The sequence below is a fragment of the Limnospira platensis NIES-39 genome, assembly GCF_026000695.1.
Classification (GTDB): Bacteria; Cyanobacteriota; Cyanobacteriia; order Cyanobacteriales; family Microcoleaceae; genus Limnospira; species Limnospira platensis.
In genome coordinates this window covers 808,837-835,787 of sequence record NZ_AP026945.1, presented here as the reverse complement: position 1 = coordinate 835,787, position 26,951 = coordinate 808,837, and the positions used below count along the sequence as shown (strand labels likewise).

The 26,951-nt window shown below is 44.7% G+C and carries 35 protein-coding genes and 1 pseudogene; 14 read left to right on the top strand and 22 right to left on the bottom strand.

What is annotated here, in order from left to right; all coding sequences use genetic code 11:
• Nucleotides 1–10: 10 nt before the first annotated feature.
• The gene (locus N39L_RS04320) at nt 11–1,291 is read left to right on the top strand and encodes an IS110 family transposase (protein WP_014274393.1); all 1,281 of its coding nucleotides are present in this window, start codon (nt 11–13) and stop codon (nt 1,289–1,291) included.
• A 195-nt stretch (nt 1,292–1,486) separates the two neighbouring features.
• Here N39L_RS04320 and N39L_RS04315 read toward each other — a convergent pair whose 3' ends face one another.
• The 7 genes from N39L_RS04315 to N39L_RS04285 form a co-directional block, all read right to left on the bottom strand.
• Nucleotides 1,487–1,726, bottom strand: coding sequence for a DUF5615 family PIN-like protein (locus tag N39L_RS04315; protein ID WP_006615923.1), 240 nt, complete (start codon nt 1,724–1,726; stop codon nt 1,487–1,489).
• 10 nt (nt 1,727–1,736) lie between these two features.
• Entirely contained in the window at nt 1,737–2,072 is a 336-nt protein-coding gene (locus N39L_RS04310; RefSeq protein WP_231852091.1) for a DUF433 domain-containing protein, read from the bottom strand.
• Between the two features lie 188 nt (nt 2,073–2,260).
• Entirely contained in the window at nt 2,261–3,205 is a 945-nt protein-coding gene (locus tag N39L_RS04305; RefSeq protein WP_014274392.1) for an NACHT domain-containing protein, read from the bottom strand.
• A 157-nt stretch (nt 3,206–3,362) separates the two neighbouring features.
• Nucleotides 3,363–3,713, bottom strand: a complete 351-nt coding sequence (locus tag N39L_RS04300; protein WP_231852090.1) for a hypothetical protein — start codon at nt 3,711–3,713, stop codon at nt 3,363–3,365.
• Between the two features lie 122 nt (nt 3,714–3,835).
• A complete protein-coding gene (locus tag N39L_RS04295) occupies nt 3,836–4,423 on the bottom strand; it encodes a Uma2 family endonuclease (RefSeq protein ID WP_014274391.1) in 588 nt (195 codons plus the stop codon).
• A gap of 38 nt (nt 4,424–4,461) precedes the next feature.
• On the bottom strand, nt 4,462–5,031 hold the full coding sequence (locus tag N39L_RS04290) for a Uma2 family endonuclease (protein ID WP_014274390.1): 570 nt from the start codon (nt 5,029–5,031) through the stop codon (nt 4,462–4,464).
• A gap of 29 nt (nt 5,032–5,060) precedes the next feature.
• Nucleotides 5,061–5,216: a hypothetical protein gene (locus N39L_RS04285; protein WP_014274389.1), complete on the bottom strand. Its 156-nt coding sequence runs from the start codon at nt 5,214–5,216 to the stop codon at nt 5,061–5,063.
• Between the two features lie 636 nt (nt 5,217–5,852).
• Here N39L_RS04285 and N39L_RS04280 point away from each other — a divergent pair.
• The 7 genes and pseudogenes from N39L_RS04280 to N39L_RS04250 all read left to right on the top strand — a co-directional run bounded on the left by N39L_RS04280 (nt 5,853) and on the right by N39L_RS04250 (nt 9,236).
• The gene (locus N39L_RS04280; protein ID WP_035735762.1) at nt 5,853–6,107 is read left to right on the top strand and encodes a hypothetical protein; all 255 of its coding nucleotides are present in this window, start codon (nt 5,853–5,855) and stop codon (nt 6,105–6,107) included.
• A 492-nt stretch (nt 6,108–6,599) separates the two neighbouring features.
• On the top strand, nt 6,600–6,755 hold the full coding sequence (locus tag N39L_RS04275; RefSeq protein WP_193353188.1) for a hypothetical protein: 156 nt from the start codon (nt 6,600–6,602) through the stop codon (nt 6,753–6,755).
• 329 nt (nt 6,756–7,084) lie between these two features.
• A complete protein-coding gene (locus N39L_RS04270; RefSeq protein ID WP_014274388.1) occupies nt 7,085–7,309 on the top strand; it encodes a reverse transcriptase N-terminal domain-containing protein in 225 nt (74 codons plus the stop codon).
• Nucleotides 7,310–7,330: 21 nt separating this feature from the next.
• Nucleotides 7,331–7,553: pseudogene (locus N39L_RS04265) on the top strand (HNH endonuclease).
• Nucleotides 7,513–7,743: a reverse transcriptase domain-containing protein gene (locus tag N39L_RS04260; protein ID WP_014274255.1), complete on the top strand. Its 231-nt coding sequence runs from the start codon at nt 7,513–7,515 to the stop codon at nt 7,741–7,743. The pseudogene N39L_RS04265 and the gene N39L_RS04260 overlap by 41 nt, the downstream one beginning before the upstream one ends.
• Nucleotides 7,733–8,905 (top strand): group II intron reverse transcriptase, encoded by a 1,173-nt coding sequence (locus N39L_RS04255; protein ID WP_014274386.1) that lies wholly within the window; start codon nt 7,733–7,735, stop codon nt 8,903–8,905. The genes N39L_RS04260 and N39L_RS04255 overlap by 11 nt, the downstream gene beginning before the upstream one ends.
• 124 nt (nt 8,906–9,029) lie before the next feature.
• The gene (locus tag N39L_RS04250; RefSeq protein WP_006617880.1) at nt 9,030–9,236 is read left to right on the top strand and encodes a hypothetical protein; all 207 of its coding nucleotides are present in this window, start codon (nt 9,030–9,032) and stop codon (nt 9,234–9,236) included.
• Between the two features lie 8 nt (nt 9,237–9,244).
• Here the strand turns inward: N39L_RS04250 and N39L_RS04245 are convergent, their stop codons facing one another.
• The 13 genes from N39L_RS04245 to N39L_RS04185 form a co-directional block, all read right to left on the bottom strand.
• Nucleotides 9,245–9,334, bottom strand: coding sequence for a hypothetical protein (locus N39L_RS04245; protein WP_410223212.1), 90 nt, complete (start codon nt 9,332–9,334; stop codon nt 9,245–9,247).
• 183 nt (nt 9,335–9,517) lie between these two features.
• A complete protein-coding gene (locus tag N39L_RS04240; protein ID WP_006617881.1) occupies nt 9,518–9,925 on the bottom strand; it encodes a type II toxin-antitoxin system VapC family toxin in 408 nt (135 codons plus the stop codon).
• Nucleotides 9,922–10,119, bottom strand: a complete 198-nt coding sequence (locus N39L_RS04235; RefSeq protein WP_006617882.1) for a hypothetical protein — start codon at nt 10,117–10,119, stop codon at nt 9,922–9,924. The genes N39L_RS04240 and N39L_RS04235 overlap by 4 nt, the downstream gene beginning before the upstream one ends.
• A gap of 66 nt (nt 10,120–10,185) precedes the next feature.
• Nucleotides 10,186–10,455 carry a hypothetical protein gene (locus tag N39L_RS04230; protein WP_006617883.1) on the bottom strand — a complete coding sequence of 90 codons (270 nt, stop codon included), beginning with the start codon at nt 10,453–10,455 and terminating at the stop codon, nt 10,186–10,188.
• Between the two features lie 142 nt (nt 10,456–10,597).
• A complete protein-coding gene (locus N39L_RS04225; protein ID WP_006617884.1) occupies nt 10,598–10,987 on the bottom strand; it encodes a type II toxin-antitoxin system VapC family toxin in 390 nt (129 codons plus the stop codon).
• Nucleotides 10,977–11,432, bottom strand: coding sequence for a hypothetical protein (locus tag N39L_RS04220; RefSeq protein ID WP_014274385.1), 456 nt, complete (start codon nt 11,430–11,432; stop codon nt 10,977–10,979). The genes N39L_RS04225 and N39L_RS04220 overlap by 11 nt, the downstream gene beginning before the upstream one ends.
• Before the next feature lie 154 nt (nt 11,433–11,586).
• Nucleotides 11,587–11,796, bottom strand: a complete 210-nt coding sequence (locus N39L_RS04215) for a hypothetical protein (protein WP_006616061.1) — start codon at nt 11,794–11,796, stop codon at nt 11,587–11,589.
• Between the two features lie 40 nt (nt 11,797–11,836).
• Nucleotides 11,837–12,037, bottom strand: coding sequence for a hypothetical protein (locus tag N39L_RS04210; RefSeq protein WP_006616062.1), 201 nt, complete (start codon nt 12,035–12,037; stop codon nt 11,837–11,839).
• Between the two features lie 140 nt (nt 12,038–12,177).
• The gene (locus N39L_RS04205; RefSeq protein ID WP_231852089.1) at nt 12,178–12,576 is read right to left on the bottom strand and encodes a DUF433 domain-containing protein; all 399 of its coding nucleotides are present in this window, start codon (nt 12,574–12,576) and stop codon (nt 12,178–12,180) included.
• Between the two features lie 136 nt (nt 12,577–12,712).
• A complete protein-coding gene (locus N39L_RS04200) occupies nt 12,713–13,141 on the bottom strand; it encodes a type II toxin-antitoxin system VapC family toxin (RefSeq protein ID WP_006616064.1) in 429 nt (142 codons plus the stop codon).
• A complete protein-coding gene (locus N39L_RS04195; protein ID WP_006616065.1) occupies nt 13,138–13,407 on the bottom strand; it encodes a hypothetical protein in 270 nt (89 codons plus the stop codon). Before N39L_RS04195 ends, N39L_RS04200 begins: the two co-directional genes overlap by 4 nt.
• Before the next feature lie 143 nt (nt 13,408–13,550).
• The gene (gene vap15, locus N39L_RS04190) at nt 13,551–13,799 is read right to left on the bottom strand and encodes a type II toxin-antitoxin system VapB15 family antitoxin (protein ID WP_006617886.1); all 249 of its coding nucleotides are present in this window, start codon (nt 13,797–13,799) and stop codon (nt 13,551–13,553) included.
• Between the two features lie 69 nt (nt 13,800–13,868).
• On the bottom strand, nt 13,869–16,592 hold the full coding sequence (locus N39L_RS04185) for an NACHT domain-containing protein (protein ID WP_014274382.1): 2,724 nt from the start codon (nt 16,590–16,592) through the stop codon (nt 13,869–13,871).
• 358 nt (nt 16,593–16,950) lie between these two features.
• Between N39L_RS04185 and N39L_RS04180 the strand changes: the two genes are divergently transcribed.
• Entirely contained in the window at nt 16,951–18,648 is a 1,698-nt protein-coding gene (locus N39L_RS04180) for an NAD+ synthase (protein ID WP_006617888.1), read from the top strand.
• A 144-nt stretch (nt 18,649–18,792) separates the two neighbouring features.
• Complete coding sequence (locus N39L_RS04175; protein WP_014274380.1) at nt 18,793–19,932, top strand: histidinol-phosphate transaminase; 1,140 nt, start codon at nt 18,793–18,795, stop codon at nt 19,930–19,932.
• Nucleotides 19,933–20,114: 182 nt separating this feature from the next.
• On the opposite strand, the gene N39L_RS04170 is transcribed toward N39L_RS04175, so the two are convergent.
• Together N39L_RS04170 and N39L_RS04165 are read right to left on the bottom strand one after the other, a co-directional pair.
• Nucleotides 20,115–21,284 (bottom strand): cysteine desulfurase family protein, encoded by a 1,170-nt coding sequence (locus tag N39L_RS04170; protein WP_006617890.1) that lies wholly within the window; start codon nt 21,282–21,284, stop codon nt 20,115–20,117.
• A gap of 73 nt (nt 21,285–21,357) precedes the next feature.
• Nucleotides 21,358–21,762, bottom strand: coding sequence for a DUF7682 family zinc-binding protein (locus N39L_RS04165; RefSeq protein WP_014274379.1), 405 nt, complete (start codon nt 21,760–21,762; stop codon nt 21,358–21,360).
• A 161-nt stretch (nt 21,763–21,923) separates the two neighbouring features.
• On the opposite strand from N39L_RS04165, the gene N39L_RS04160 reads away from it, so the two are divergent.
• The 4 genes from N39L_RS04160 to atpB all read left to right on the top strand — a co-directional run bounded on the left by N39L_RS04160 (nt 21,924) and on the right by atpB (nt 26,864).
• On the top strand, nt 21,924–23,579 hold the full coding sequence (locus N39L_RS04160) for a phospholipase D-like domain-containing protein (RefSeq protein WP_014274378.1): 1,656 nt from the start codon (nt 21,924–21,926) through the stop codon (nt 23,577–23,579).
• Nucleotides 23,580–23,688: 109 nt separating this feature from the next.
• Complete coding sequence (proS, locus tag N39L_RS04155) at nt 23,689–25,494, top strand: proline--tRNA ligase (RefSeq protein ID WP_014274377.1); 1,806 nt, start codon at nt 23,689–23,691, stop codon at nt 25,492–25,494.
• Between the two features lie 145 nt (nt 25,495–25,639).
• The gene (locus N39L_RS04150) at nt 25,640–26,050 is read left to right on the top strand and encodes an ATP synthase subunit I (protein WP_043468012.1); all 411 of its coding nucleotides are present in this window, start codon (nt 25,640–25,642) and stop codon (nt 26,048–26,050) included.
• 58 nt (nt 26,051–26,108) lie between these two features.
• Nucleotides 26,109–26,864, top strand: a complete 756-nt coding sequence (atpB, locus tag N39L_RS04145) for a F0F1 ATP synthase subunit A (RefSeq protein ID WP_006618459.1) — start codon at nt 26,109–26,111, stop codon at nt 26,862–26,864.
• Nucleotides 26,865–26,951 lie beyond the last annotated feature (87 nt).

Sequence of the window (26,951 nt, the reverse complement as noted above, 5' to 3'; positions counted from 1 at the left end):
GAGGTTAAAAATGAATAGTTTAATTGTAGGCCTTGATGTTAGCTCATCGTGGTGCGATGCCGTGTGGCTAGAATTTATGCCAGCGGGTGCGTTGCGGGATTTTTACGAGTCTCCCGCATTTGCTGAGTGCCACCGAAAGCTAGAAGCAAATGCAAAGTCTATCCAGTTTCTTGTGTCTTTGGAGCCGTCTGTGGTGATATTAGAGCCGACCCGAACTTATAGCAGATTCTGGATTGACTGCTTACATCGGGAGGGAATCCCTGTGCTGAAAGTAGATCAGACGATGATTAAGGACACTCGGAAAAGCTATGGGGGAACGTCTAACAAGTCTGACCCCTACGATGCTTTGCTCATGGTTGCCACATACTTCCAGCATTACCAAATTGCCTACGATCGCAGGTATTGGGTAAGGGAGCGGCCGCCAGAAGTAGCGAAAATTGAACAATGCCTAAGAGATATTGGGTCATTCAACAAGCCCCGCACCCAAACGATAAACCAAGCCAAGTCTCGACTGGTCTATGAGTTTCCAGCCAAAGCAAAAGTTAGAGTTAAAAAAGAATCTGGGAAATTAGACCCGGACAAACTGCCTGCGTGGTGGGGTTGGGCTTGTGGCTGGACTTCCCAAGGTAGTTGGGAAATTCCCAAAGGGATTAAAACCAAGTTTGACAATGAATACGCGAAGGCGATCGCGGCGGGGGAAGGCACTGGCATCAGTGAAATAACTGCCCGACTAGCCCAACAGATTTGTATGTGGCATCAGTCAGAGGCAATGGTAGAGCAAGAGCTACTAAGCTATCTGAACCTACCAGAGTTTGATTGCTACCATCGGGTGTTTGACAAGTTTGGTTTTGGCTGCCGAGAACGGGGCTGGCTACTTACCCGGTGCGTTCCGTTTGATGAGATGTTTAAATGTCTCCCTAAGTCTAAGGCTATGAGACGATTCCGGCAGCTTTGCGGTTTGGGGTCTACTCAAGTGCAATCTGGAAAGGCTGACACTCGGAGTAGTTTCACAGGAAGCAAAGAGGCGCGATCGGTGTTGCATCAGTTTGTTGTTCGGGCAGTCGAGAGGGGGACTCATCGTGAACAGAAACCGGGCGAAGGTGCGATCGCGACAACCCCCTACGATTGCCTACCAAAATCTCCAGAGGCTCATTCGCTTAGAGTTTATTGGGTAACTAGAGCATACCACAAAGGGAACAAAGTGTCTGGGGCTGCGCTCAAGGCTGCCAGGAATGCCACATCCAGGAAACTAGCTGAGACGCTTTTTAAGGCTCTCTGGGATATGCGGTAATAATCCCCATAGAATTAGCTTAATTGCCCTGTACCCCGATCCAATTCCCTAGGTCGGGGTTTTTATTGGTGAAAGTTTGGGAATAAGATAGAAAGGTATGAAAAGAACTTGACCCTCATATTCTCCAGGTTCGCTGCAACAAATAAATAGTTCTAAGTCATCAATGATCTTGCCAATGGGGGCTCTCGCTATCACTTAAACAACTCCTGGCATAGGTAATCCTTGATTGACGCGATCGCAAGCATACATCGTAATAGTGGCTACATCATGACTCAGCAAGATACGTCCCTCGTTCGCCGCCCATTCCAATATAACTGGATCATCTGTATTCCTTAACCCTACGTCTTGAACACGAATTACATCCACAGTAGGCAAGCGTCTCATTAGACCACGCAATATAGCCCCGTTAAAATTTTCGTCAGTAAGAAGGCGCATTTTGTTCCAATTATTTTTGTGACTGACGAGTAAGCAAGCGCTGTCTGAGATCGACTAGGTTGTGTTTTTGGGTAAGTTGTTGTCTGAGTTGTTCAGCTTTTTGATTACGTTGCTCTAAATAACTGTCAATTTCCTGACGATGGTTTAGATAATAAGCAATCGTACTGTATATGTCTTCTAAACTCAGAACTGAAAATTGAATAGCGATTTCTTCAGGAGTCGAGCCATTGTGGTAAGTAGCAAGTAGACTATCCAGAGTCACTCTGCTTGAACCTATGCGGATACCTCCGGCTTCATCCCAACGTAGAGGAGGAGAGGTGGCTGGGAATTTTCCTGGGGCGCTCATTGGGGACATATTGCACCTAAGTTGAAGTCTACACAAACATTGTAGCAAGAAGCATAGTGTATTGCCTGAAAGCAACTATGTTAAAAAGGGGTTCAGCCTTTTTTAAAGGTGGATGTTATACAGAATCAAGGGGATATGCACCTTAGCCTCAAAAAGCTACAAGCCTTTACTGCCAGGAGTTACTGTTTTTAATCACTCTGGGCAAAAAATCGCCGGATAAAGGTTTCCATCTGCTCCGACTGAAAGGGTAAATTCCGATATACATCAAACCCGGAAAAGGCATTTTTATCGGATTCCCAAACATTCACCCGACAAGAGACGATCGCCCTTGCTAACCCCACCCACCCGGTTAAGAACTGGGACACATGGATCCGTTCAATCCGGGCTACCATTTCATCCAACCCATCCATCAATAACCAGAGATTCTCTTTATGGTCTTGGACAGAAGCGATACGGCTACCGCCACGCTCCGTGATCGCTCCTTGAACTCTCGCCGACTTCAGCCAGTTTTCCAGATAATCTACTAGGGTCGGTTGGGTAAATTGTGCCAAGTCAACCCAAATGGGGATGCCCAGATTTTCTGCCAATATCCAATCAGCGATCGCCTGTAACCGTGTGGTTTTTCCTGACCCCGGTTCACCAATAACGGCAATCCGTCGCCCCTGACTTTGGGGAGTTTTTCCCTGTCGCAAAACCTGATTAAAAAACTCATCCTCACTGATAGGAGTCATTCTCTCTTCTTCCCGTTCCCACTGTTCTCGGTTTTCCAGACTTAGCCCCGGTTTCCGTTCCTTAGTTGGGTATAGATCCACCAATGCCAACGGCACATAAATCTCCACCCGCTTAAATGCCGGATTAGCCGTTAAGAATACCTGTCGGTTAGGCAGCATTAACTCGGCAATGGCTCGCCATTCTGCTAAGGAAAGATGGGGGTTAGCCGCATCAAAATGCGATCGAATTTCCTCCACCAAACTTTCGAGGGTTCTTTCCAGTCCTTGCAACAACTGAGTTATCTGGGTTTCCATCACCCCGAACCGTTGACAGACTTCCGCAAAACCGGACTCAATTGTGCCGGAAATCTCCCTAAAAAATGCCTGCTGCTGGGTGAGGTTTCTCCTTTTACAGGCTGCCATATTGAGGCGGATAAAAATATCGCCCCATGCGGTGACGGTGAGGTTCCCTTGTTGGGTGAGTTGGTATTCTTGGGGGGTAAGGAATTGGTCGAGTTTGGCTTCTCGCAGGTCGGGGTAACGTTGTTTGGCTAGTTCCTGTTGGGCGTTCGCAACCCAGTTATCCTTGGCTTGGGCGGCGATTTTTTCGAGATATTCGCGGGTTTTGCCCCGCTGTTGTTTGGCTGCGAGGGTGATAACGGCGGCGTTCGCGTAGCGTCTCGTAGAGAATCGCTTTCCCGACTGCTTTGGTTAAATCCTGATTTTCTAGGGAAACTCTCCCCTCTCGTGCATCGATTAAAGCATCAACAGCATTAGCCGTATTCCCCGCCGCCACATTCCCTAACGCCGTGGCTAAGATGTTTCCCCAGACCATCCCTTCTGCGGCGATACGGGGGGGGAACGCCAAGCTACCCAGGACGCACCCGCTACCGATGGTTAATTTTACGATAGTGTCGCGCTCGAACTTCATATTGATGCCTGGAACATTAGGGATTATTCTAACACCCAGGAAGTTACACGGTTTGAGGCTGCTTTGGTGGGGGTGGCGGGTGGAGATATGGGTGATCGCACTGGAGTCATCCATCTTGTACACTAAACCGCATTAGACGATGGCTCAAACACAACCTCTTCGTAAAACTCCTCTATCGGCACACTTAATCCAATACTTTTTAGCTCGACAACATCGCCGGGTCGATAGCTCAGAATTAACCAATCCCCCGCCTCGTTTTGGTGATACATATCGATCGCCATCTCCTCGGAACTAGCTAACACATAATCCACCAAATTCGGATTGCGGCGGTACATTTCAAACTTCTTGCCCCGGTCATAAGCCTCGGTGCTGGGGGATAAAACCTCGACAATTAGACAGGGATAGGTAATGTATTGGGCGCTAGAATTGTCTCTCGGATCGCAGGCAACACTCAGATCTCGATAGATATAGTTGTCAGTGTTGAGAACATTTACGCGACAATCAGAATTGTAGGTTTTACAACCACTGCCTCGGAGATGAGGCTTGATAATCGCTAAAAAGTTACCAGCCACATCACTATGATTTCTGGTACCACCCGTCATCGCATACACGCGACCATCGATTAACTGATGCTTTTCGAGTTGTTGCTCCTCCCAAGTAAAATACTCCTCCGGCGTAAAGTAGCGCCCTTGTTCTTTGGCTGCGATCATAACTATTTCTTAGCTCATAACAACAGTGAATCATTGCCCTACTCGAAGACAACCTCTTCGTAAAATTCCTCTATCGCCACACTTAATCCAATACTTTTTAGCTCGACAACATCGCCCGGTCGATAGCTCAGAATTAACCAATCCCCCGCCTCGTTTTGGTGATACATATCGATCGCAATCTCCTCCGAACTGGCTAATACATAATCCACCAAATTCTGATTTTGGCGGTACATTTCAAACTTCTTGCCCCGGTCATAAGCCTCAGTGCTGGGGGATAAAACCTCGACAATTAGACAGGGATAGGTAATGTATTGTGTATGCTCACGATCACGATCGTCACAAGTCACACTCAAATCAGGATAAGTATAGTTAGAGGTATCAAGAATATTGACCTTTAGATCCGAATTAAAAACTCGACATCGACTTCCCCGCAAGTGCGCTTTGATGAGGCTGACGATATTAATTTTGATCGCACTATGATTTTGCGTGCCACCCGTCATCGCATACACGCGACCATCGATTAACTCATGCTTTTCGAGTTGTTGCTCCTCCCAAGCAAAATACTCCTCCGGCGTAAAGTACGGCCCTTTTTCTTTGGCTGCAATCATAGCTATCTCCTAGTTGAAAAAGACGAACACTAACTCAAACCTGAAAACCTAATCCTCGCCAATTCTCCCGAATTGCCGCCAGAGGCGGTGCCGACTCCTTCAGCTTGCCAATGGTCGGCTGCTTGGCGTTGGCTTGCCGCTGATTGGACAAAAGGCGATCGTTTACCTTTGTAGCAAAATACCAAGAAATCCGGTTTCTGGGTCTAGTTCTATATTAAGCATGAATCCCGAAGTTATCGTTGGGCAGGAGAAAAGCGATTCAAACTCCCGTCTATACAATAATTTTTGGACTCATTCTTGACCTAATCCTTAAACCGATTTAAGTTGGCGAGTCGCTATATGGAGAGAAAATCCGGGTCTCTTTCTAGGTATTGCGGCAGTCGCCACGAGCGCGAGGGGTTGGGGGACAACCACCGTAACGGAGGGATAGCTAAACGGGGGGGGTGATATGGTGCTATAATTTTGTCAAACGTGCGAGACGTTCAGGCATGAAATAAGGTTGAAATACCTGAAATAACCGCCTGGTGGGGACTTCAGCCCCTTAGTTGAATATAAGGAGCGCACTCCTGAACATCCTCATAACTGTTTAGATGTCCCAACGTTTGGTATAGAAATATACAAAACAAGGCAGGGAACTCAAGGTCAAAACGCAAAACCGGAAATCTTAAGGATTCCTTAACAATTGCGTTAAGAGTAACGGCGATGTGCGAGACGTTTAGGAGTGAAATAGGGCTGCAATGCCTTAAATAACCTCCTAGTGGGACTTCCACCCCTTGGTGGAATATAAGGGATTCGCACCCCTGACCATCCCATAACTATCTATGTGTCTCAACATCTGGCTTCGACAACCAGATAAGGCAGAGAGACTCAAGGTCAAGACTGAGCGAAAAAAAGAGGGGAGTTGTGAACCCCTTGAGTATAACGTAAGGTTGAGAGTAACGGCGATAGCCACCCCCAGTTTTGGGAATCATAACCCCAGGATTGAAGCGGGGAACGGAAGGCGTGAAGTAGAACCTACTACCAGAGGCGACCACTGCCAACCATCCATGATTAGGGAAACCGAATGTCCGGCTTGAACCATCGTAATACTCTAGTAGCGAAATAGGTTGATACGCTGCGCTCAAAAGAGCACGGGGAAAAGAAGGGGTATATTACCACCACCTTCACAGACCTTTAAAGTACCCCGGTGGATAGGACGAATCTAAAGATGGAATGCCCGCATAGATGGAACGTTTAAACCCCTCATTGGCTCTCAAGTGGCAGGATGTACTTGTGGAGTAGCGAAAAGTGTAAGCGTATGCCTTTAAGGGAAAAGGATGTGACTGAAAGCTAATGCCTAACTGTAATGGTTAGGATATGCCCACTAGTCACGGTGTGGATATAGAGACCACAACAACTAAGAGTGTTATGACGAAAACGAGTTAATGACTACGTGTGTATATAGCTCCGAAAGTTGAGGTCATAAAGCAGGGGGTTGTAGCCCTGTTCCCACTGACAAAGGGGTATTCACATCAGGAGCCGTATGAGATGAAAGTCTCAAGTACGGTTTTGAAGTGGAGTCGGGGAAGGTGACTTCCCTTTCGACCATAACAGCCACCCCCAGTTTTGGGAATCACAACCTCAGGATTGAAGCGGGGAACGGAAGGCTCCAAGGTGTAACCCAACACCAGAATCGAGACCACTGCCAACCATCCATGATTAGGGAAACCGAATGTCCGGCTTGAACCATCGTAAAAATTAGGCAGCGAAACAGGTTGATACGCTGCGCTCAAAAGAGTAAGGGGAAAAGTAGGATTTTGTTTGAGATACCTACACAGACTTTTAAAGTACCCCGGTGGAAAGGACAAGTCTAAAGATGGAATGCCCATATAAACGGAACGTTTTAAGTCCTCCTGGACTCTGATTATCTGGTCGAGATATCAGTAGGGATAAGTGTAACCGCAAGTCCTAGAGGATGTGAGATGTGACCAAAAGCCAACGCCCGACTGTAATGATAGGGATACGCTGACAGGTCACGGTTTGATTGTAAGAATAGAGTCTAGTAGGTGTACATATGGCGATAGCGAGTTTAAAGAAAGGATTTGGGAAACCAAAACCAATCAAGACTACGAGCAACGCATGGAAGGCAATCCCGTGGACTAAGGTTCAACGGAAAGTTTTCAAGCTCCAAAAGAGTATATTCCAAGCAGCTAAATCGGGACAAGATGCAAAGGTAAGAAGGTTGCAACGTCTATTGGTGAAATCATATTATGCCAGGCTCCTAGCAGTGCGACTGTAGGGGCGGGTTCCACGGTCAGCCATGCTTCCCAACAGTCAGCTTAATAAACCCGCCCCCCCAAGCGGGTCAAGGCAAGAAAACAGCCGGAGTTGATGGAGTAAGAGCAATCTCTTCAAGACAAAGGTTTGAGCTTGTTAAGAACATTAAGGGAAACCTCAAAGCAAAACCACTGCGACGGGTTTGGATTCCAAAACCTGGTAGGGATGAAAAAAGCTGGAATAGGAATACCCACAATCCAAGATAGAGCAAGGCAAGCCTTGGTTAAATCGGCTCTCGAACCTGAATGGGAATCGAGATTTGAAGGCACAAGCTATGGGTTCCGTCCAGGACGGTCAGCCCATGACGCAATTAGCAGAATTTATACTGCCATAAATCAAGGACAGTACTATGTTCTTGACGCGGATATAGCAAAATGCTCTTACCGTGAACCATGAATACCTACTGTCCAAAATTCATTGTCCAAGCCGCCTAAAAAGAGACCTGAAACAATGGCTCAAAGCGGGAGTGCTAGATAACGGTGTATTCGAGGATACAGAAACAGGGACACCCCAAGGAGGGGTAATAAGTCCAATACTCGCCAACATCGCACTGTTGGGAATAGAAAGGCTAGTTAAAGAAATATATCCTAATAAAGGAACAACCACTCAGGTGAACCTTATAAGATATGCCGATGATTTTGTGGTCATCTCCAAAGACCTAGGAATCATTGAACAGTGCAAGACTGCTATTTCTGAATGGCTAAAACCTGTAGGACTAGAAATAAAACCTGAAAAGACTCGAATCTGTCACACACTCAAAACTATTGAGTATGACGGTAAGACAGAGAATCCAGGGTTCGATTTTCTAGGATTCAATATCAGGCAATATCTGGTAGGAAAATATAAATCTGGAAAAACTGGTGGAGCAGCAAGCCGATTAATCGGCCACAAAACCCACATCAAACCCAGTAATAAAGCAATCAAAGCCCACACAGAAGTGATTAAAGGTGTAATAAAACAATATAGAACAACACCTCAATCAACCCTGATTAGTAAACTAAACCCGATTATTCGGGGATGGTCAAACTATTATTCAGCGGTAGTCTCAGCAGAGACCTTCACTAAACTAGACAATATAATCTGGCAAATGTTACGGGCATGGACAGCATCAAGATGCAAAGGGGTGAACTACGAAAAGCTAAGTAATTATTTCAGACATGGAACGATTAAACTTAGCAATGGGAAAGAAAGACATGAATCTTGGTTGTTCCAGACTAAAGATGGATACCAACTATGGAAACATAATTGGACTCCGATTGTCAGACATACCCTGATACGCCCTGACGCAACACTTTATGACGGAAATTGGACTTACTGGGCAACCAGGAGAGGACAAGCAATCGATACGCCAATTAGGGTAGCAAAACTACTCAAGAAACAAAAAGGTAGATGTACCTGGTGTGGGCAATTCTTTACCCCATCAGATTTAATTGAAGTAGACCACATTGTACCTAGAAGCCATGGCGGAAAGGATGAATACAAGAATCTTCAACTATTACATCGCCACACCCGCGATGATAAGACAGCTCTTGACATAGAGATGTCGCTGTACTCTTAACAAAGAGACGGTCAGACTAGGAGCCGTATGAGGTGAAAGTCTCAAGTACGGTTTTGAATGGGAGGGGTAGACCGTGAGGTCTATCTCGACCCCTAATCCTAACTTGACAATGGACAAGAAAACTATGGCTAGTATTATTCTTCAAGTTGATGAAGAGATTAAGGTGGCATTTGAACAGGCTAACCCGGAAATCCAGAAACAGTTAAGTCATATTGTTGAGTTATTTTTACGAGGAAACTTATACGACAAGCGTTTAACTGAGGTGATGGCAGAAATTTCAGACAAAGCACAACAACGAGGCTTAACGCCAGAAATTTTACAAGATATTTGAGCCGATGACTATGTTGGCTCTATTTTGTTTAGGCTATTATTCGCAACAGTGAGCCACCCCTGAACAGCATCTTGTAAATTTTGCCGAACCTCTTCTATAGTATCTCCCTCGGTAATACAACCCGGAAGTGCTGGAACTTATGCCCAATAGCCACCTTCTTCTGCTGGATGAATAATTGCTGTAATTTTCATAAGCTAAGTATTAGTAAACTGCCGTTAAACAAAATTTTTTCTTCGCCCATTAGCCGTTACAAATGATTTGGCAGCTTGGGTGGGGAATGGTTAATCTGTATCATTACCCTCCTTCACCCCTTCAAAGGGATTACATAATGTTAACTCAGGTACGCGCTTGAAGTCATCCACATTTCTAGTCATCACACAAGCAGAGCAGTGCAATGCAGTTGCCGCAATCAGGGCATCGGGAAGTTTGAGGCGGTTATGTCGCCGTAATTGAATGGTGCGATCTTCAATTTGGGGCAGTAGGGGGACTTGTTCAAACTGCATCAACAAATCAGTAATGACCGCTTCTTCCTCATTGGATAATTCTGGGAAACTCAGCAACTCAATTCGCACAATGCAGGAAATAATCACCTCATTTTGTCTGATAAATGATTCTGAGAAAAATGGCAAGATTGCTGCTTCGTCAGCCAAGTAGTCAATAAATATGTTGGTGTCGTAGAGATACTTCATCGCTCCCACTCCTGACGAATTGTGTCGAGATGCGCCCGGATTTTGTCTCGCTTATCTTTTAGCAATCCCTTGGCTTGGGCAACCTTGGCATAATCCCGTTGCCAGAGGGCTACCACTGAAGCAGGCACATCTACGGTAATAAATTCCTCATTTTGGTCAATTAAATACTGCTTAGAAATTTTAATAATGGGCATGATTTTATCCTTCAATGTTTACTGCTAATTTCAGCCGTTTATATCCAATAATTACAGGATAATAGGTCATGGCAAATCATATTGAGGATATTTCTTTTGCAAATAATGAGCGATCGCCTTTTTGCGATTAGCCCTTTCGGACAAATCAGGCGGTGCATCTTCTAACAGATGTTCAGGATGTCCTCCACGTCTTTCGACAATAGTCTGGCGGGGTTGTAAACTTAACCAGCGTTCTTGAACCAAGCGTTTAATCAATTCATCGCTGGTCGTTTTTTCCTTGGCTAAAATTTCCACTAAACGGGCTTCGGTTTCGGGGTCTAGTTGTATGTTCAGCATGAATCCCTCTGATTTTGGATTGATGTCTAATTGTACCTGATTTACGCCAACTCATCCTTAAACCGATTTAAGTTGAGGAGTCGCTAAGGGGGGGTGACTACTATTATAGCCAAATTTCCAGAAACCAGGTTTATTGACGACATCAATTATCAAATGGATTCCATAAACTTAACCCGTCAATGCGCTTAAAATCATCAACATTGCGAGTTACCAAAATACATCCGGTGACTAAAGCACAAGCGGCAATGACACCATCAGCCAGTTTTAAGCGATAAGTTCGTCTAATTATCGCCGCAGTATCTAAAACGGCTTCGGTCAATGATACGCAGTTAATTAGCCTTAAAAATTCTCGCATTTCATTGGCTTGTTCTTCGGTTAGACCAGGGTAACAAAGCAATTCAATCCAAGTAATTGGACAGTAAAATCCCTCTGCTTGTCGGATGTCAATTTCCTCAAATACATCCTGAACTTCAGGCTGATTATTAAAATAATAAATCAGGATATTAGTATCCAGAAGGTATTTATTCGGCATCCCATTCTTGTCGAAGTTTTAATTGAAATTTCAGAGCATCGACACGCTTGGGTAAAAAACCACGCCATCGATTCAAGTTCAGTCGGGGTGATTCAGTAGTGTTTTGCGCCTCTTGAGAGGGTTCACCCTGAGAAACTAGGGTGGCTAGATCTTTTAACAGAAGTTTTTGCTCATCTGAGGTTAAAGTTTGAGCTTGATGCAGAATTTCTTCGTAATTAGACATCGCCTTTTTTCGATTAGCCCTTTCGGACAAATCAGGCGGCGCATCTTCTAACAGATGTTCAGGATGTCCCCCACGTCTTTCGACAATAGTTTGGCGGGGTTTTAAACTCAACCAGCGTTCTTGAACCAAGCGTTTAATCAATTCATCGCTAGTCGTTTTTTCCCTGGCTAAAATTTCCACTAAACGGGCTTCGGTTTCGGGGTCTAGTTGTATGTTCAGCATGAGCCTTTCTGATTAGTGATTGATTTCTAATTCTACCGGATTTACGCTAAATCATCCCATTGTAGCTAAATGCCGAGAAACGGGGTTTCTATGGATATCTCGGTTAGGATACAGAAACCTTGACAGAAACCCGGTTTCTTTGATTCCACTAAATCTAAGACATTTCCAGAACTTGTTGCAGAGGAGGGGATAGTTCAATGGGCATAAAATAGTCGTGGGGGTAGAGATAATCTTCCCCTGATTCATCAATTATCCGAATCATTTGATGAAGATTAGCTTTTGAGTCGGGTAAGACTTGATAAATCTTGCGGACTTCTAGGGAAGCCGCACAGTCTGTATTTTTGATGCAAACAACAAAGTTCATGGCTTTTCCTCATCATGGATAAAGCGGCAGCAGTTCAACATCAAACAAAAATTACTTGATTGGCGAAATCTTCTAATTCTCCAATTTTGGCGTAAACCTCTAACTCTTCTATCGCATAACCAATGGAAACTTTAGGACTTAAAAAGAAAATCCCTGTAAACGCTTCACCTTGAGCAACACAATTTTTAGCTAAAACTAAAAAATCGTGATCTGTGGTTACAAGAGGACGCTTGAGTTGCACAGAACGACTCAAAATTATTTCATCAATAGCACTACTATTATTGTCTTATTGAGCGGTCATAACATCAACCCCTCTCAGTTGTAAACCAATTTTAATCGCTCGATGGACTGGAGCATCGAAATAGTAAGAGATTGCCATTTTCATCCTTGCTGCTGCTGCCGTTTTTGCTGAAGCCTTTGTTTAAAATCGGCAGTATGATGACCGACTCCCATTGTAATTAAATCAGCTTGCAGGTTCTGAATTTCTTCCTGTTCTTGAGCAATTTGAGCATCAATCTGGGGTTGATAGGTGTAGTAATAACTGAGGGCAGAATAAATGGCAGCAAGTGGGATTTCTGGGTGTTGAAAGTGCAGTTCTTCTGGACTCCACCCGTGGGCGTGTTTTTCTTGAATCAGTTGGGAAACTGAAACGCGACTATTGGCAATTTTTGCCTGATTTTGAGCATCAATGTCTAGGTATTGCCAAGTTACAGGATTATCTGTGGTGAATGTCATGTTGAGGACGGGGTAAGGGTTGATACTATTGTAGCCCAATGCCAAGAAGCTGGTTTTTTTAATGCAAACAACAAATCCTCTTGAAACTTCCATCCTGGTGCTGCCGTCATTACTCAAGCATTGATTTGAGTTTTTATCACTAACTCCTGAAAATCATCGATAACCGTAAATAAAAATTGCTTCATGATTCAGGGATAAATGCCCGTTCAAAAGCCTGGTTTCGATAACGCCGATACACATCAAAATCACTATCTAAAGTCGCAATAGCTGGAATATTCAGCCGTTCTGAAATAACAATTAGAGACAAATCCGCAAAATCTCCGGGCAAATCTGCATATTGCTGATTCAGTTCAGCAATGCGGGAAAAATCTTCAGGCAGCAGTGGGATACATTCATAAAGTTTTGTCGCCATATCATGAAGAAACTCATTTTGGGTACGCCAATCTGAACCTAATAGCCACATCACCTCAGTAGCACAGCCAACAGTAGTCACTAGGTTACTGGTACATCTTTCAAAGAAGACTCGTACCTGTTGATGATAGCGGTCTTTGGAACTGTAGTAAGCGACTAGAATTCCACTATCTATAAGAATTACAGGATAGTAGGTCATGGCAAATCGTATTGAGGATGTTTCTTTTTCAAATAGTCAGCGATCGCCTTTTTGCGATTAGCCCTTTCGGACAAATCAGGCGGCGCATCTTCTAACAGATGTTCAGGATGTCCCCCACGTCTTTCGACAATAGTCTTGCGGGGTTGTAAACTCAACCAGCGTTCTTGAACCAAGCGTTTAATCAATTCATCGCTGGTCGTTTTTTCCTTGGCTAAAATTTCCACTAAACGGGCTTCGGTTTCGGGGTCTAGTTGTATGTTCAGCATGAGTCTTTCCGATTAGTGATTGATTTCTAATTGTACTTAATTTACGCCAACTCATCCTTAAACTGATTTAAGTTGAGGAGGGGCTAAGGGGGTGACTACTATTATAGTCAATTTTCCAGAAACTGGGTTTCTATGTAGCTGGATTAGAATGCACAAAAATGGGCGGTTTGCTGGTCATGAATTTCTGTCCTCACGGCTTCAACTTCTTGGGTAATTTCTTCTAAAGAGATTTCATCAGTCTTGAAAATTTCGAGAAGATGAGTCAGTTTGCTATCTAGCAATTCTTTGGATAACGCTTCACTGAGTTTTAATTTGTCAGCCTCTGGCAGTTGTTTGACTAGGCTCAAAACTTGTTCAAAACTTAGGGAAAGTTGATATTGAGTTTGGTTCATGGTTTTATGGGGTTGATAATACAGTAATATTTTGACTGGGTGTTAAGAAAGGATTTTCTTCGATACGCTTTACTCTTTCTCGATTTCCAAGTTGGCGAAGTGTTCTTGCACCAGGCGATGGATGAAGCGGTAGCGGTTGCCGACTCTTTGCAGGATGAGGCGATCTGTACAGTAGTCGAGGAAGCGGGTAATATTCCAGGGCATAATGCCAGTAAATCCTAGGATGAGACGTAGCATCAAGCGGCGAAAAAAGTTATAAAATTCTAACCCCAAAATCGTAATAAATGTTGACGGAATTGTCAACAAAATAAGCATTTTTTTAGGAATAATTAATATACTTATAATTATGCTTATAGTTAAAAATATTTGTGAGACAACTGATGAAACCAATAAGACTAAGAAGAAACATAAAAACCTCAGATAAGATTTCAAAACCCTATTTACATCTACTTCTTGCCATAATACATCCATCGATACTTTAATCAGGTCAAACTGTCGAGGTATATTGCCTAACCATTGATTTGATATCCTGTTTCTGAATTTACGATTTACAAAAAAATAAGCAACCCCAATAACCCAAGTTACAACAACGTTAAATGAGTTCAATGACAATACCACAAGTAAAATTGTACTTTCATGTGACTTTATAACTTGGTTTAAACCCCAAAAAATAATCGAAAATAATACAAAAATTGGCACTAATGCAATGCCATTAATTATTGTCTTTTGAAGATTAGATTTTATAAAAAATAAATTTGTTTCTGAGCAATTAAATGATTCTAATTGTTTTATTTTCATAAATTGGGCAATTTTGACCAATCTAGGCTGTGTAGACAAGTATTCTGTTGAGTTACTGGATTTGCAGCATTTACTTTTTTGGTTTTTACTCAGCATCGCCACTCGATAAACACCCAGCAAATAATCGATCGCCTTCTCTTCTGTATTGCAATTCTGCCACTCCTCAACGTCAATCTGCTGATAAGCAAGACTCGTAACCGCCAAAAACAACGGCTGACGAATAAAATCAACAATCTTCTCCGAACCTTTGATACTTTCCCAAAATTCCTCTAGATTGACTGAGGCAAAATAATGCCGAATTTGCTCATTCGTTAAATCCTCCAAGCAAATCGCCCCATTTAAGTGCAACATCTCCTCATAGTCTTCATATTCCTCCTTGCGACTGCACACCACCAAATGCAACGGCGAAAATTCACTGCTTAAAAACTGATTAATTGCCCGGACACACTTCCCCTGACGTTCCGGTTGCAATTCATCTAGCCCATCCAACAACAGCACTAACTTCTTCTGCTGGAGCCACTCTTCCCCAATTTCCTGACTCACCCCCTTACTCATAAGCTGAGACAAAACCCACTCCTTAATCGAAGGGTCATATTTTTCCCGATCTCCAAAGGGCAAAAACTTGGGTTTTGTCACCTCCTGCCAAGTCGAAAGCTCCAAAATCACCGGAATCCGGGCCTTGCTATCCCCATTTGCTCGCTCAATCAAGGCTTTCGCTAACTCTAATAACGTCGTGGTTTTTCCGCCCCCCGGTTTCCCTAAAATCAGGAACTTGCCGGAAATTATGGAATTATCAAACACATCCAGAATCGTCGTCTGAGGAGGTAACTGAACGTTGTGTCGTTCCCCCACCTTCACGGACATATCCCAAGGACGTTGCACCTGCTGGGGTTGCTGTTCCTTGCCCAAATTCACGATCGCCGCCCGGTGGATAGACTGGGTTAAACGGCTTTCTACCTCGGTTCGCATCTGAGTCAATACACTTTGACGTTGGCGATACTCCTGTTTAGATAACTGTCGCCCCCCCGGTTGATTGTGCAGCGACTCGAACCCCTGCCGCACCTCTTGACGAAATTCCGTCACTTCTTGGCGCAACTCCTCTAGGCGTTCCTCTAGGCTTTGTAACAATCCGGTGATAGTGGTTTCCATCACCCCCAACTGGTGACAAACTTCGGCAAAACCGGAATCAATACGGTGGGAAATCTGGTTAAAAAATGCCTGCTGCTGGGCGACAGTTCCCCGTAACTGGGTTTCTAATTCCTGGAATTGTTGCAGGATTTGGCTGAATTCCTCAGCCTTCATCCCCCCTTGACTGGCTTGCAGTTGACTCAGTTGTGCCTGCATTCGGGTGAGTAACTGCAAGGTTAACCCAGCCCATGCTTTCCCATCATTAGCAAAGTCTTCTTTGAGGGTTTCTCGCAAGGCTTTGGGGAAGGTGGTATGCAGTAATTCGGCGACTTGTTGACGCACCTGTGCGGGAATGGGAAACCCACCCCCTTTACAAGCAGCCATGTTGAGGCGGATGAAAATATCGCCCCATTCTGTAGCGGTGAGGTTGCCTTGTTGGGTGAGTTGGTATTCTTCCGGGGTAAGGAATTGATCGAGCTTGGCTTCTCGCAGTGCCGGGTAGCGTTGCTGGGTGAGTTCTTGTTGAGCGATCGCGACCCAGTTATCCTTAGCTTGGGCGGCGATTTTTTCTAAATATTGGCGGGTTTGGCCGCGCTGTTGTTTGGCGGCGAGGGTAATGACGGCGGCGATCGCTTTTCCCACCGCTTTGGTTAAGTCATGATTTTCTAGGGAGACTCCCCCCTCTCCTGCGTCAAGTAGCGCATCGATCGCATTAGCCGTATTCCCCGCCGCCACATTCCCTAATGCCTCTGCTAAGATGGGACCCCAGACCATTCCTTCTGCCGCCACGAGGGGGGGAAATGCCAAGCTACCCAGGACGCAGCCGCCACTAATGGTTAATTTGAGGATATCTCGCCCTACAGCCATTCCTACTATGATGATTCAAATGAGGGTTTTTGTCCGTTCATGAATCCTGGCGATCGCCACCCCCTAGGTGATAGTCTCCCCAAGGTTTCTCATATTTATGATACCATGGTGACTGGCAATAGTCAATCCTGATAAATTGATTTAAACTCAGCAGAAATATTGACCAAAACCCGATTTTGCCATACTTAGTCAACCTGACCCTGGCTACTAAGATTTAAGGGGGATATTTCAGTTCAGGAAACATAACCATGATTTGAGTTATTTCAGATTACCTAACCACCAGATGCCAAGATTAGGGAAATTAACAATTCATATCTGGTAATCTTTATCCACAATCCTAAATGGTAGTAGTGAAGTTATGAAAATTGCGATCGCTCAAATTAACCCCACTGTCGGTGATTTAACAGGTAATGCTCAACTAATTCTGGAAGCAGCCCAGTGGGCTATTAACGAGGATGCTAGTTTACTCCTCACCCCCGAATTAGCCCTAATTGGCTATCCCCCACGAGACCTATTAATCCGCCCCAGTTTTATTAATGCCGCCCAACAACAACTCGAAAAACTCGCCCAACAACTCCCCGTAGAATTAGCCGTTTTAGTCGGGACAGTTTCCCCGAATCATACCGCCAGCCAATTGGGTGGTAAACCCCTCTTTAATACAGCAGCATTATTAATGGGTGGTGAGATTAAACAGATGTTCCATAAACGTTTACTCCCCACCTATGATGTCTTTGATGAACATCGCTATTTTGAACCCGCCCCAACCAGTGATTTTTTCACACTCAAAAAACCTCGGTCAGAGGAGATAGTAAAAATTGGGGTGAGTATTTGCGAGGATTTGTGGAATGATGAGAAGTTTTGGGCACAGCGTAACTATAGCTGCGACCCCATGAAAGATTTAAGCGATCGCCATGTTGATTGGGTAGTAAATTTGTCCGGTTCCCCCTATCGCGCCGGTAAACAAAAATTACGAAAAGCCATGCTAAGTCACAGCGCCCGCCGCTACGGAATTCCCATTATTTATAATAATCAGGTTGGCGCTAATGATGACCTCATTTTTGATGGCTGTAGCTTAGTGATTAATGGCTCAGGAGATGTAGTTAAAAGTTTAGCCGCTTTTCAGACCGATTTACAAATAATTGAATGGGATTTTAACACCTCTACTTTTGTCGGTGATTCTGCCAATATTGAGGATACACAATTACTCGATTCAGATGACGAGATTTGGCAGGCTTTGGTTTTGGGCGTGAAAGACTACACCCGAAAATGTGGTTTTTCTAAGGTGGTAATTGGGTTGAGTGGGGGGATTGATTCTTCCCTGGTGGCAGCTATTGCTACCGAAGCCCTAGGAAGTCAGCAAGTCTTGGGGGTTTTGATGCCATCTCCCTACAGTTCCGAACATTCCATTGAAGATGCTTTGGATTTAGCCAAAAACCTGGGAATTTCTACCCAAACACTGCCCATTGAGTCGGTTATGAATGCCTTCGACAGCACCCTATATAATTTGTTCGCCGGAACTCAATTTGGCATTGCTGAAGAAAATATGCAATCCCGAATTAGGGGCACTTTATTAATGGCAATTTCCAACAAATTCGGTCATCTGTTACTCTCCACAGGTAACAAGTCAGAAATCGCCGTCGGATACTGTACCCTTTATGGTGACATGAATGGTGGTTTAGCGGTCATTGCAGATGTGCCGAAAACCCGTGTTTACTCAATTTGTAAATGGTTAAATGAAAGCCGAGGTCGAGAAATTATCCCTAATAATGTCCTGATTAAACCCGCCAGCGCCGAATTAAAACCCGGTCAATTTGATAGTGATTCTCTGCCACCCTATCATATCTTAGATGATATTCTTTATCGACTTATCGAAAGACACGAATCTGTCCCCACAATTATTGAAGCCGGACATGATTGCCAAACTGTCGAACGTATAGTAAAATTAGTCATGGGCGCGGAATTTAAACGCCGCCAAGCACCCCCTGGGTTGAAAATTAGCGATCGCGCCTTTGGCACAGGTTGGCGGATGCCTATTGCTAGGGGGAAAGATATCTAGGAATGGATAATTTGCCTTCCCAATAGTTTCACAAACTCAGTCCTCTACAAAGTCAACCACCAGCATCAAAATCTGTTTTTCAACCATTGATTAAACCTCTAGTTGCTTGGGTTGAGTAATAGTTTCTCAAATCACTCTATATATATGTTGCCATTTATTCGCGAAGATCTGAATCAATTTCAAGCCTACACCCCCCACCCAGGGGGAGACTCTGGTAGTGCGGTTAAGTCTGATCTAATTTTAGATCGCCTCGATACTAACGAGTCCCCCTATGACCTACCAGGGGAGTTGAAACAGAAATTGGCGAGTATCTATCAACGGGATATTGAAACCAATCGTTATCCAGACGGCAGCCACGAGCCCGTTAAAAAGGCGATCGCTAATTATGTTAATTCTGCCATTTCTGAGGTTTCCACCCCGATAACGGCTGATTATGTGTCTGTAGGGAACGGTTCTGATGAGTTGCTCCGTTCTCTGTTAATTGCCACCTGCTTAAATGGTTCCGGGTCGATTTTAGTAGCCAACCCTACATTTTCCATGTATGCTATTCTCGCCCAAACTTTAGGGGTTCGGGTAGTCACAGTTAATCGGTCCGAGGCGAATTTTGAAATAGATTTAATCGCCGCCAAACAGGCTATTACCGACCAGCAAAACCCCCCCATTAAAGTGGTGTTTGTGGTGCATCCCAACTCCCCCACAGCTAATGCTTTAACCGAGGCAGAATTAGACTGGTTGCGGAGTCTTCCCGAACATATTTTAGTAGTCATTGATGAGGCTTATTTTGAATTTAGCCAAACCACAGTAGCCGGAGAAATTACCCAACATCCTAATTGGGTGATTTTACGGACTTTTTCTAAGGCTTTTCGTTTGGCTTCTTTGCGGGTTGGCTATGCTATAACTTCCCCGGAATTGACTACTATCTTAGAAAAGGTGCGCCTTCCCTACAACCTCCCTAGTTTCTCCCAAGAAGCTGCTTTGTTAGCCTTAACTCACCGGGAAGAATTACAACAGGTCATCCCGGAAATTATTAGGGAACGCGATCGCCTCTTGGCGCGGTTGGCTAATCATCCTCTGTTAAAAGTTTGGCCGAGTCATGGTAATTTTATCTATGGTCGTCTCAAGTCTAATAATTCTGATCAGCGATTAAATCAAATAGTACAGGCTCTCAAATCTCAGGGTTCTTTAATTCGCCATACAGGGGGTGGTCTGAGAATTACCATAGGAACCCCAGCCGAAAATCAACGCACAGGCGATCGCTTATTTTCCTTAACCGACAATTACTAAACGCCCCCACGCAATTAATTATCCTAGCCCCTCCTGGGGAGGCGCACAACCCGGAGGAGAGGGCGGGTTTATTAATATCCTCCTCGGGAGGTGAGTTGACCGCACAACCCGGAGGAGAGGGCGGGTTTATTAATATCCTCCTCGGGAGGTGAGTTGACCGCACAACCCGCCCCTACAATTAATTAAAAAGCGATCGCTAGAGGCTTAGAAATCAGACGATCTAAAATTTGTTTAAGGGCGATCGCCGTCCACTCAATATCAGCCTCAGTAGTTTGTCGTCCCAAAGTTAGACGAATACCCCCCAAACCCTCGCGATCGCTATATCCCATAGCCAGCAAAACCGGACTAGGGCTAAGTTTACCACTATGACAAGCAGAACCCGCGCTAATACCAATTCCCGCCAAATTCAGATGTCGGACTAGAGTTTTCCCTGTAATTCCAGTCACCCCAGCCGGGGGAACCACACAGAAACTAACATGGTGGGGTAGTCGGCGGGTGCGATCGCCTGTAGGTACTAAATAGGGGATATCCGCCAGCAAATCAAACAAGCGATCGCGCAATTTAATCAATCGGGGAGTTTCCCATAAAAGTTCCTGCGCCGCTAATTCCGCCGCCACCCCAAACCCAGCAATAGCCGGGACCGCCTGAGTTCCCGATCGCAATTTAAACTCCTGACCGCCGCCGCCCATAAGTGGCATCAAATCCACCCCCGGACGCACATACAAAGCCCCCACACCTTGCGGACCATAAATTTTATGGCTAGATAGCGATAGCATATCCACAGGTAACTTTTCCACATCAATAGGCAATCTTCCCGCCACCTGGACCGCATCAGTATGGAACAAAACCCCATGGTAGCGGGCTATTTCCCCCAAAGTTTCTATGGGCTGTAAAGTTCCCACCTCACTCTGACCATAAATCACCGACACCAAAACCGTATTCGGTTGTAAAGCCGTTTTTAAATCCAGGGGATGAATGCTACCTTGGCGATCGACAGGTAAACGAGTCACCGACCACCCCCGTTTTTCTAATATTCCTACCGTTTCAGCGATCGCCGAATGTTCCACACTAGAAATAATCAGATGTTGAGGCTGATCATATTTACCCACCACCCCAAATATAGCCAAATTATCCGCTTCCGTTCCCCCAGAAGTGAAAACTATCCCATCAGGCGGCGCATTAATTAAATGTGCCACCTGGGTTCTAGCCATTTCCACAACCGTCGCCGACCTCTGACCCCATTCATGCAAGCTAGAAGGATTACCCCAACTTTCCGTCAATACCCCTTGCATAGCAGCGATCGCCTCTGCACAAGTCGGAGTAGTTGCACTATAATCTAAATAAATTTGCATTAGTCTAACCCCAAAGTGATCATCAAACTAGGGAACTCAGGCACACCAAAAACCTTCATTAAACCTACACCCGTCATAATTTACCCGGTTTACAAACGTTATAGTCCTCATGGGATAGGACTTTTTGAGGAATCAGAAAACTGCCACTATCCTGGCATAACATCCTATAGTTACGAGTTACAGGAATGCTGATCACAAAACGATTATGGCGCAACCGCTTCCCACCAAAATCCCGATAATTTTTGTTGCTCGTCAGTCCATCAATAATAGTCCTCGCCCTAATTACAACATAGTCCGGTAATCCCCGTAAATCAATAATATCCTCAGCAAATGAAGCCTCCCACTCCAGTTTCTTGGTTTTTCTGTCTTCTAACTCCCGATATTCTTGTTCCTCGGCTATTTTGACTTGTTCACAGCGATGACAAACACGGCCATAACCCTTATGGCCACACGGAAAGGTCTTTTTTCTCTTTGGCATAGCATAGTATGAGGGTTACAACTAACCCTAGCCCCTGGACTATTGTACCAGAGCGACTTTCCGAGTCTCAACTTGTTAAACTAATTTAATCTCCCCCCAACAACCACAGAAAAGTGCTAAAAAATTCGGTAACTCTCAATTACCTATCCAATTAACTATCAATGGTGCGTTTGCTTCATGTCACCCGCTTATTTTGGCTTGGCGCTAGTCTGGTATTTATACTCAACTCCTGTGCTTGCAATTCCCATAGCATCAGGTCTAACAATAGTGCTTCCGTCCAACCCTTAATTGAGCCCTTACCTCAAGATCCACAGATCCGGGTTTACTTTAATCATTCCCAGGCTTCCGTCTATACTGAACCCTATCGCCCCAAAACTCGACTCGGTGATGACCTTGAACAAATTATAGTCGATGCTATTAACAGTGCTTCCCAAAGTGTAGATGTCGCCATTCAGGAATTACGTTTACCCAAAATCGCTCAAGCCTTAGTTAATCAACATCAAAAAGGAGTCCGGGTGCGCGTCATTATTGAAAATGAATATAGTCGCCCCTTTAGTGATTTTACCCCCGCCGAAATTGCCGCTTTTTCTGACAGAGAAAAAGGTCGTTATCAGGAATTTATGCACTTGGCGGATTTAAACCAAAATGGTCGCCTTGAACCTGAAGAAATTAACCAAAGAGATGCTCTGGTTATGCTGGCTAATGCTAATGTTCCCTTAATCGATGATACCGAGGATGGGTCGAAGGGTAGCGGTTTAATGCACCATAAGTTTGTCATAGTTGACCAAAATACAGTTATTGTCACCTCTGCGAATTTTACTACCAGTGATATTCACGGAGATTTTTACTCCGCCGAAAGCCGGGGTAATCCTAATAATTTGTTGTCTATCAATAGCCGTGAGTTAGCCGCGATTTTTACCCGGGAATTTGCAACTATGTGGGGAGATGGACCGGGAGGAGAAAATGATAGTCTGTTTGGGATTAATAAACCTCAGCGGGGAGTTAAACAAGTCTCCGTCGGTCAAGGAACTGTTACCGTTCAGTTTGCCCCCATTTCTGCGACTCAACCTTGGGAAAATAGCGTTAATGGCTTGATTGCTCAAACCTTACAACGAGCTAGGAATGACATAAATTTTGCTTTATTTGTGTTCTCGGCTCAGGAATTGTCAGACACCTTAAAAACAGTTCATCAAAGGGGAGTTGAAATCCGAGGATTAATTGAGGTTGGTTTTGCTTACCGTTACTATAGCGAAGCCTTGGATATGATGGGAATTGCTTTGCCTAATAATTGTCGATATCAACCCGGAAATAACCCTTGGTCACAACCTATTTCTACGGTGGGAGTTCCGAATTTGGCTGAAGGCGATCGCCTTCATCATAAATTTGCCGTCATTGATGATCAAATCGTCATTACCGGTTCCCATAACTGGAGTCGAGCCGCTAATCACTCCAATGATGAGACCTTATTAGTCGTTAATAATCCCACCGTTAACGCTCATTTTCAACGGGAATTTGAGCGCTTATATCAACAGTCAACTTTGGGGGTTCCTGGTTGGCTTTTAAGTAGAATTGAACGGGAAAAACAAAACTGTGGCGGTGTCATTGAAACACCCTTTCATCCATCAGGAGAAATTATTAACATCAATACCGCATCTCAGCCGGAATTAGAAAGCCTTCCCGGTATCGGTCCCGCTTTGGCGCAGCGTATTATAGAAGCACGCAGTCAGCAGCCTTTTACCAGTTTAGATGATGTTACCCGTGTTTCTGGTATTGGACCTAAAACTATCGAAAGATGGGAAAATCTGGTAACCTGGTAAAATCACTACCCCGGCATCATCTCCCTGGGGAATTACTCAGAATATGCTTGACATGGGATAAATATATCTGCTATAATGGTAAGTTGCTTAATCTCTGGAAACCAAACCGATGCGACTTTCCCAAATGCTCTTTGTCACCCTGCGGGAAGACCCGACAGAGGCAGAAATCCCTAGCCATAAACTTCTCCTCCGCGCTGGCTATATCCGTCGTATCGGTAGCGGAGTTTACGCCTATTTACCCCTAATGTGGCGGGTGCTACAGAAAGTATCCCAAATTGTGAGAGAAGAAATGAACGCCACCGGGGCGCAGGAATGTCTACTTCCCCAGGTTCAACCCTCCGAACTATGGAAAGAGTCAGGGCGCTGGGATACCTACACGAAAGCAGAAGGTATCATGTTTTCCCTCAAAGACAGACGCGATCGCTCTCTCGCTCTCGGACCCACCCATGAAGAGGTCATTACCGCCGTAGCCAGGGACATGATCCGCTCTTACCAACAACTGCCCCTACATTTATATCAGATCCAAACTAAATTTAGAGACGAGATCCGCCCCCGATTTGGCTTAATGCGTGGCCGCGAGTTTATTATGAAAGATGGCTACTCATTCCACACCAGCGAAGAAAGCCTGAAACAAACCTATCAAGACATGGATCGCGCCTATCGTAATATATTGCGACGCTGTGGGTTAGATTTCTGTGCCGTAGAAGCTGATTCTGGGGCTATTGGTGGGTCCGGTTCCCAGGAGTTTATGGTTTTAGCTGATGCTGGGGAAGATGAGGTACTATACACCCCTGACGGAAAATATGCCGCCAATGTCGAAAAGGCTGTATCTTTACCCCCAGATGCGGTAGCCTCCGGTTTTACTACCTACGAAAAACTAGAAACCCCTAACACTGCAACGATCGCCACCCTCTGTGAGTTTCTCAAATGTTCCCCTACCCAAGTGGTCAAAAATGTGCTATATCAAGCAGTCTATGATAACGGCATCACCGTTTTAGTCCTGGTTAGTATTCGCGGTGATCAGGATGTCAATGAGGTGAAGTTGCACAATCAACTCACTAATGCTGCTAGTCGCTATGGTGGGAAAGCCTTATTATCCCTCACAGTTCCCGACTCAGAAACACAAGAAAAATGGGCGAGTAAACCTTTACCCCTGGGATATATCGCCCCCTCACTCGATGATGACTACATTATCAGCGATAATAAGCAAATAGCCCCGAAATTCCTGCGATTGGTTGATCAGACAGCCGTAGAGTTGCAGAACTTTGTCACAGGTTCTAATCAGTCCGGTTATCACGTCGTTGGTGCTAATTGGGGAGGGGAATTTCAACTACCCGATTTGGTCGCTGATTTGCGGAAGGCTAAAAAAGGCGATCGCAGTATCCATGACCCTAGCCAAACCTTGGAAAGCGCTAGGGGAATTGAAGTCGGTCATATATTCCAACTCGGTACAAAATACTCTCAAGCTATGGGAGCTACCTATACCAGCGAAACAGGTGAGGATTTACCCCTGGTTATGGGATGCTATGGGGTGGGAGTGTCTCGTTTGGCTCAGGCGGCGGTAGAACAATCCTATGACAAAGACGGTATTATCTGGCCAGTGGCGATCGCTCCCTATCACGCCATCATTACAGTTCCTAATGTCAGCGATAATCAACAAATGGCGATCGCTCAACAACTCTACAGCCAACTTAACCAAGCCGGAGTCGAAACCCTACTAGATGACCGCAACGAAAGAGCCGGGGTTAAATTCAAAGATGCTGACCTAGTGGGGATTCCCTATCGCATAGTCACAGGGAGAGCCATCAAATCCGGTAAAGTTGAGTTAGTACAACGAGCTGACCATGAATCCTCCGAAGTCCCCATAGAACAAGTAGTTTCCCTACTTCAACAAAAAATTAGCCAATCTCTGTAAATTTCTGTACTCAGGGAACAATTAATTTTATTTTAAGTATTGTTTCCGTTCCGTGATATTATTTGTGTTGGCTTACAAAGCTTCACTAGAGAGCTTCGTGGAGTTCACGCCGTGGGTAAACGTGCCGATCATATCGCTGTAACTTATGTCTGATGCCGGGGATATCGTAGAGATGGGGTCTCCAGTCCAGGAGCCAGACTCCTCCATGGGAGAGTATTATCAGCTTCAACGGGAGTTGTTGCTAACTACTATTGTGCTGGCAGTAGTAATCTTCCTGGTCGTTTATTGGTTCTATCCCTGGATAATTGCCCTAAATTACCTCTTGGGAGCCCTGTTGAGTGTGGTCTACTTGAGAATGCTGGGGAAAGATGTGGAACGAATTGGGACACAAAAATTATCCCCAAGCAAAAATCGTTTAGCTGTGTTCGCAGCCTTGATAATTGTGGCTACTCAATTGAATCAACTCAAAATCTTACCGATTTTTCTGGGGTTTCTCACCTATAAAGCCGCCCTGCTAGTCTATACGTTACGACTATTGGTTAGGCCCAACCCATGACGTAAAAATACTCTTGTAATTATTCTCCACTCCTTGACCTATAGGGGAACTCTCCTAAATGCAAATGTTTGATGTTGTAAACGCCTTTGGTTCACTTCCCTTTGCGGAATTGGAAGTTGGCAAACACTTTTACTGGAATATCGGTAATCTGCGAATCCATGGACAGGTATTTATGACCTCCTGGTTCGTGATTGGCGTACTCCTGCTACTATCAATTTCGGCAACGCGAAATATTCAGACAATTCCCAGCGGTATACAGAACTTTATGGAGTATGCCCTAGAATTTATTCGCGATCTGGTGAAAAATCAGATAGGGGAAAAAGAATATCGTCCGTGGGTACCTTTTGTTGGTACATTATTCTTGTTCATCCTTGTGTCTAACTGGTCTGGCGCATTAGTTCCCTGGAGGGTATTTGAAATCCCTAACAGTGAATTAGCAGCCCCAACTAATGACATTAACACCACGGTAGCCTTAGCACTGCTAACATCCCTGGCTTACTTTTATGCAGGGTTTAGCCGCCGAGGTTTGGGATATCTGCTGAAATATATTCAGCCGACACCCATCTTATTACCGATCAACATTCTCGAAGATTTTACTAAACCTCTGTCCCTCAGTTTCCGTTTATTTGGTAATGTTGTGGCAGATGAGTTGGTAGTCGGTGTTCTGGTACTGTTAGTGCCGCTATTTGTGCCCATCCCGATGATGGTTTTGGGTCTATTTCTCGGTTCAATTCAAGCCCTGATTTTTGCGACTCTAGCCGCTAACTACATCGCTGAAGCCATGGAAGGACACGGCGAAGAACATCACGAGTAGCTTGATTTGATTTGAGCAATTTGTTCAGTTAAAATGCCAACAAACTGATAAGATTGTTTGGGGGCTAAAAATCCAACCCTTAATTTC

Bases quoted from the DNA above. Each gene is read 5' to 3' on its own strand.
- N39L_RS04320 (WP_014274393.1), top strand. From the start codon at position 11: ATGAATAGTTTAATTGTAGGCCTTGATGTTAGCTCATCGTGGTGCGAT.
- N39L_RS04315 (WP_006615923.1), bottom strand. From the start codon at position 1,726: ATGCGCCTTCTTACTGACGAAAATTTTAACGGGGCTATATTGCGTGGT.
- N39L_RS04310 (WP_231852091.1), bottom strand. From the start codon at position 2,072: ATGAGCGCCCCAGGAAAATTCCCAGCCACCTCTCCTCCTCTACGTTGG.
- N39L_RS04305 (WP_014274392.1), bottom strand. From the start codon at position 3,205: ATGGCAGCCTGTAAAAGGAGAAACCTCACCCAGCAGCAGGCATTTTTT.
- N39L_RS04300 (WP_231852090.1), bottom strand. From the start codon at position 3,713: ATGAAGTTCGAGCGCGACACTATCGTAAAATTAACCATCGGTAGCGGG.
- N39L_RS04295 (WP_014274391.1), bottom strand. From the start codon at position 4,423: ATGATCGCAGCCAAAGAACAAGGGCGCTACTTTACGCCGGAGGAGTAT.
- N39L_RS04290 (WP_014274390.1), bottom strand. From the start codon at position 5,031: ATGATTGCAGCCAAAGAAAAAGGGCCGTACTTTACGCCGGAGGAGTAT.
- N39L_RS04280 (WP_035735762.1), top strand. From the start codon at position 5,853: ATGTGTCTCAACATCTGGCTTCGACAACCAGATAAGGCAGAGAGACTC.
- N39L_RS04270 (WP_014274388.1), top strand. From the start codon at position 7,085: ATGGCGATAGCGAGTTTAAAGAAAGGATTTGGGAAACCAAAACCAATC.
- N39L_RS04260 (WP_014274255.1), top strand. From the start codon at position 7,513: ATGAAAAAAGCTGGAATAGGAATACCCACAATCCAAGATAGAGCAAGG.
- N39L_RS04250 (WP_006617880.1), top strand. From the start codon at position 9,030: ATGGCTAGTATTATTCTTCAAGTTGATGAAGAGATTAAGGTGGCATTT.
- N39L_RS04240 (WP_006617881.1), bottom strand. From the start codon at position 9,925: ATGAAGTATCTCTACGACACCAACATATTTATTGACTACTTGGCTGAC.
- N39L_RS04235 (WP_006617882.1), bottom strand. From the start codon at position 10,119: ATGCCCATTATTAAAATTTCTAAGCAGTATTTAATTGACCAAAATGAG.
- N39L_RS04230 (WP_006617883.1), bottom strand. From the start codon at position 10,455: ATGCTGAACATACAACTAGACCCCGAAACCGAAGCCCGTTTAGTGGAA.
- N39L_RS04225 (WP_006617884.1), bottom strand. From the start codon at position 10,987: ATGCCGAATAAATACCTTCTGGATACTAATATCCTGATTTATTATTTT.
- N39L_RS04220 (WP_014274385.1), bottom strand. From the start codon at position 11,432: ATGCTGAACATACAACTAGACCCCGAAACCGAAGCCCGTTTAGTGGAA.
- N39L_RS04215 (WP_006616061.1), bottom strand. From the start codon at position 11,796: ATGAACTTTGTTGTTTGCATCAAAAATACAGACTGTGCGGCTTCCCTA.
- N39L_RS04200 (WP_006616064.1), bottom strand. From the start codon at position 13,141: ATGACCTACTATCCTGTAATTCTTATAGATAGTGGAATTCTAGTCGCT.
- N39L_RS04195 (WP_006616065.1), bottom strand. From the start codon at position 13,407: ATGCTGAACATACAACTAGACCCCGAAACCGAAGCCCGTTTAGTGGAA.
- vap15 (WP_006617886.1), bottom strand. From the start codon at position 13,799: ATGAACCAAACTCAATATCAACTTTCCCTAAGTTTTGAACAAGTTTTG.
- N39L_RS04185 (WP_014274382.1), bottom strand. From the start codon at position 16,592: ATGGCTGTAGGGCGAGATATCCTCAAATTAACCATTAGTGGCGGCTGC.
- N39L_RS04180 (WP_006617888.1), top strand. From the start codon at position 16,951: ATGAAAATTGCGATCGCTCAAATTAACCCCACTGTCGGTGATTTAACA.
- N39L_RS04175 (WP_014274380.1), top strand. From the start codon at position 18,793: ATGTTGCCATTTATTCGCGAAGATCTGAATCAATTTCAAGCCTACACC.
- N39L_RS04170 (WP_006617890.1), bottom strand. From the start codon at position 21,284: ATGCAAATTTATTTAGATTATAGTGCAACTACTCCGACTTGTGCAGAG.
- N39L_RS04165 (WP_014274379.1), bottom strand. From the start codon at position 21,762: ATGCCAAAGAGAAAAAAGACCTTTCCGTGTGGCCATAAGGGTTATGGC.
- N39L_RS04160 (WP_014274378.1), top strand. From the start codon at position 21,924: ATGGTGCGTTTGCTTCATGTCACCCGCTTATTTTGGCTTGGCGCTAGT.
- proS (WP_014274377.1), top strand. From the start codon at position 23,689: ATGCGACTTTCCCAAATGCTCTTTGTCACCCTGCGGGAAGACCCGACA.
- N39L_RS04150 (WP_043468012.1), top strand. From the start codon at position 25,640: ATGTCTGATGCCGGGGATATCGTAGAGATGGGGTCTCCAGTCCAGGAG.
- atpB (WP_006618459.1), top strand. From the start codon at position 26,109: ATGCAAATGTTTGATGTTGTAAACGCCTTTGGTTCACTTCCCTTTGCG.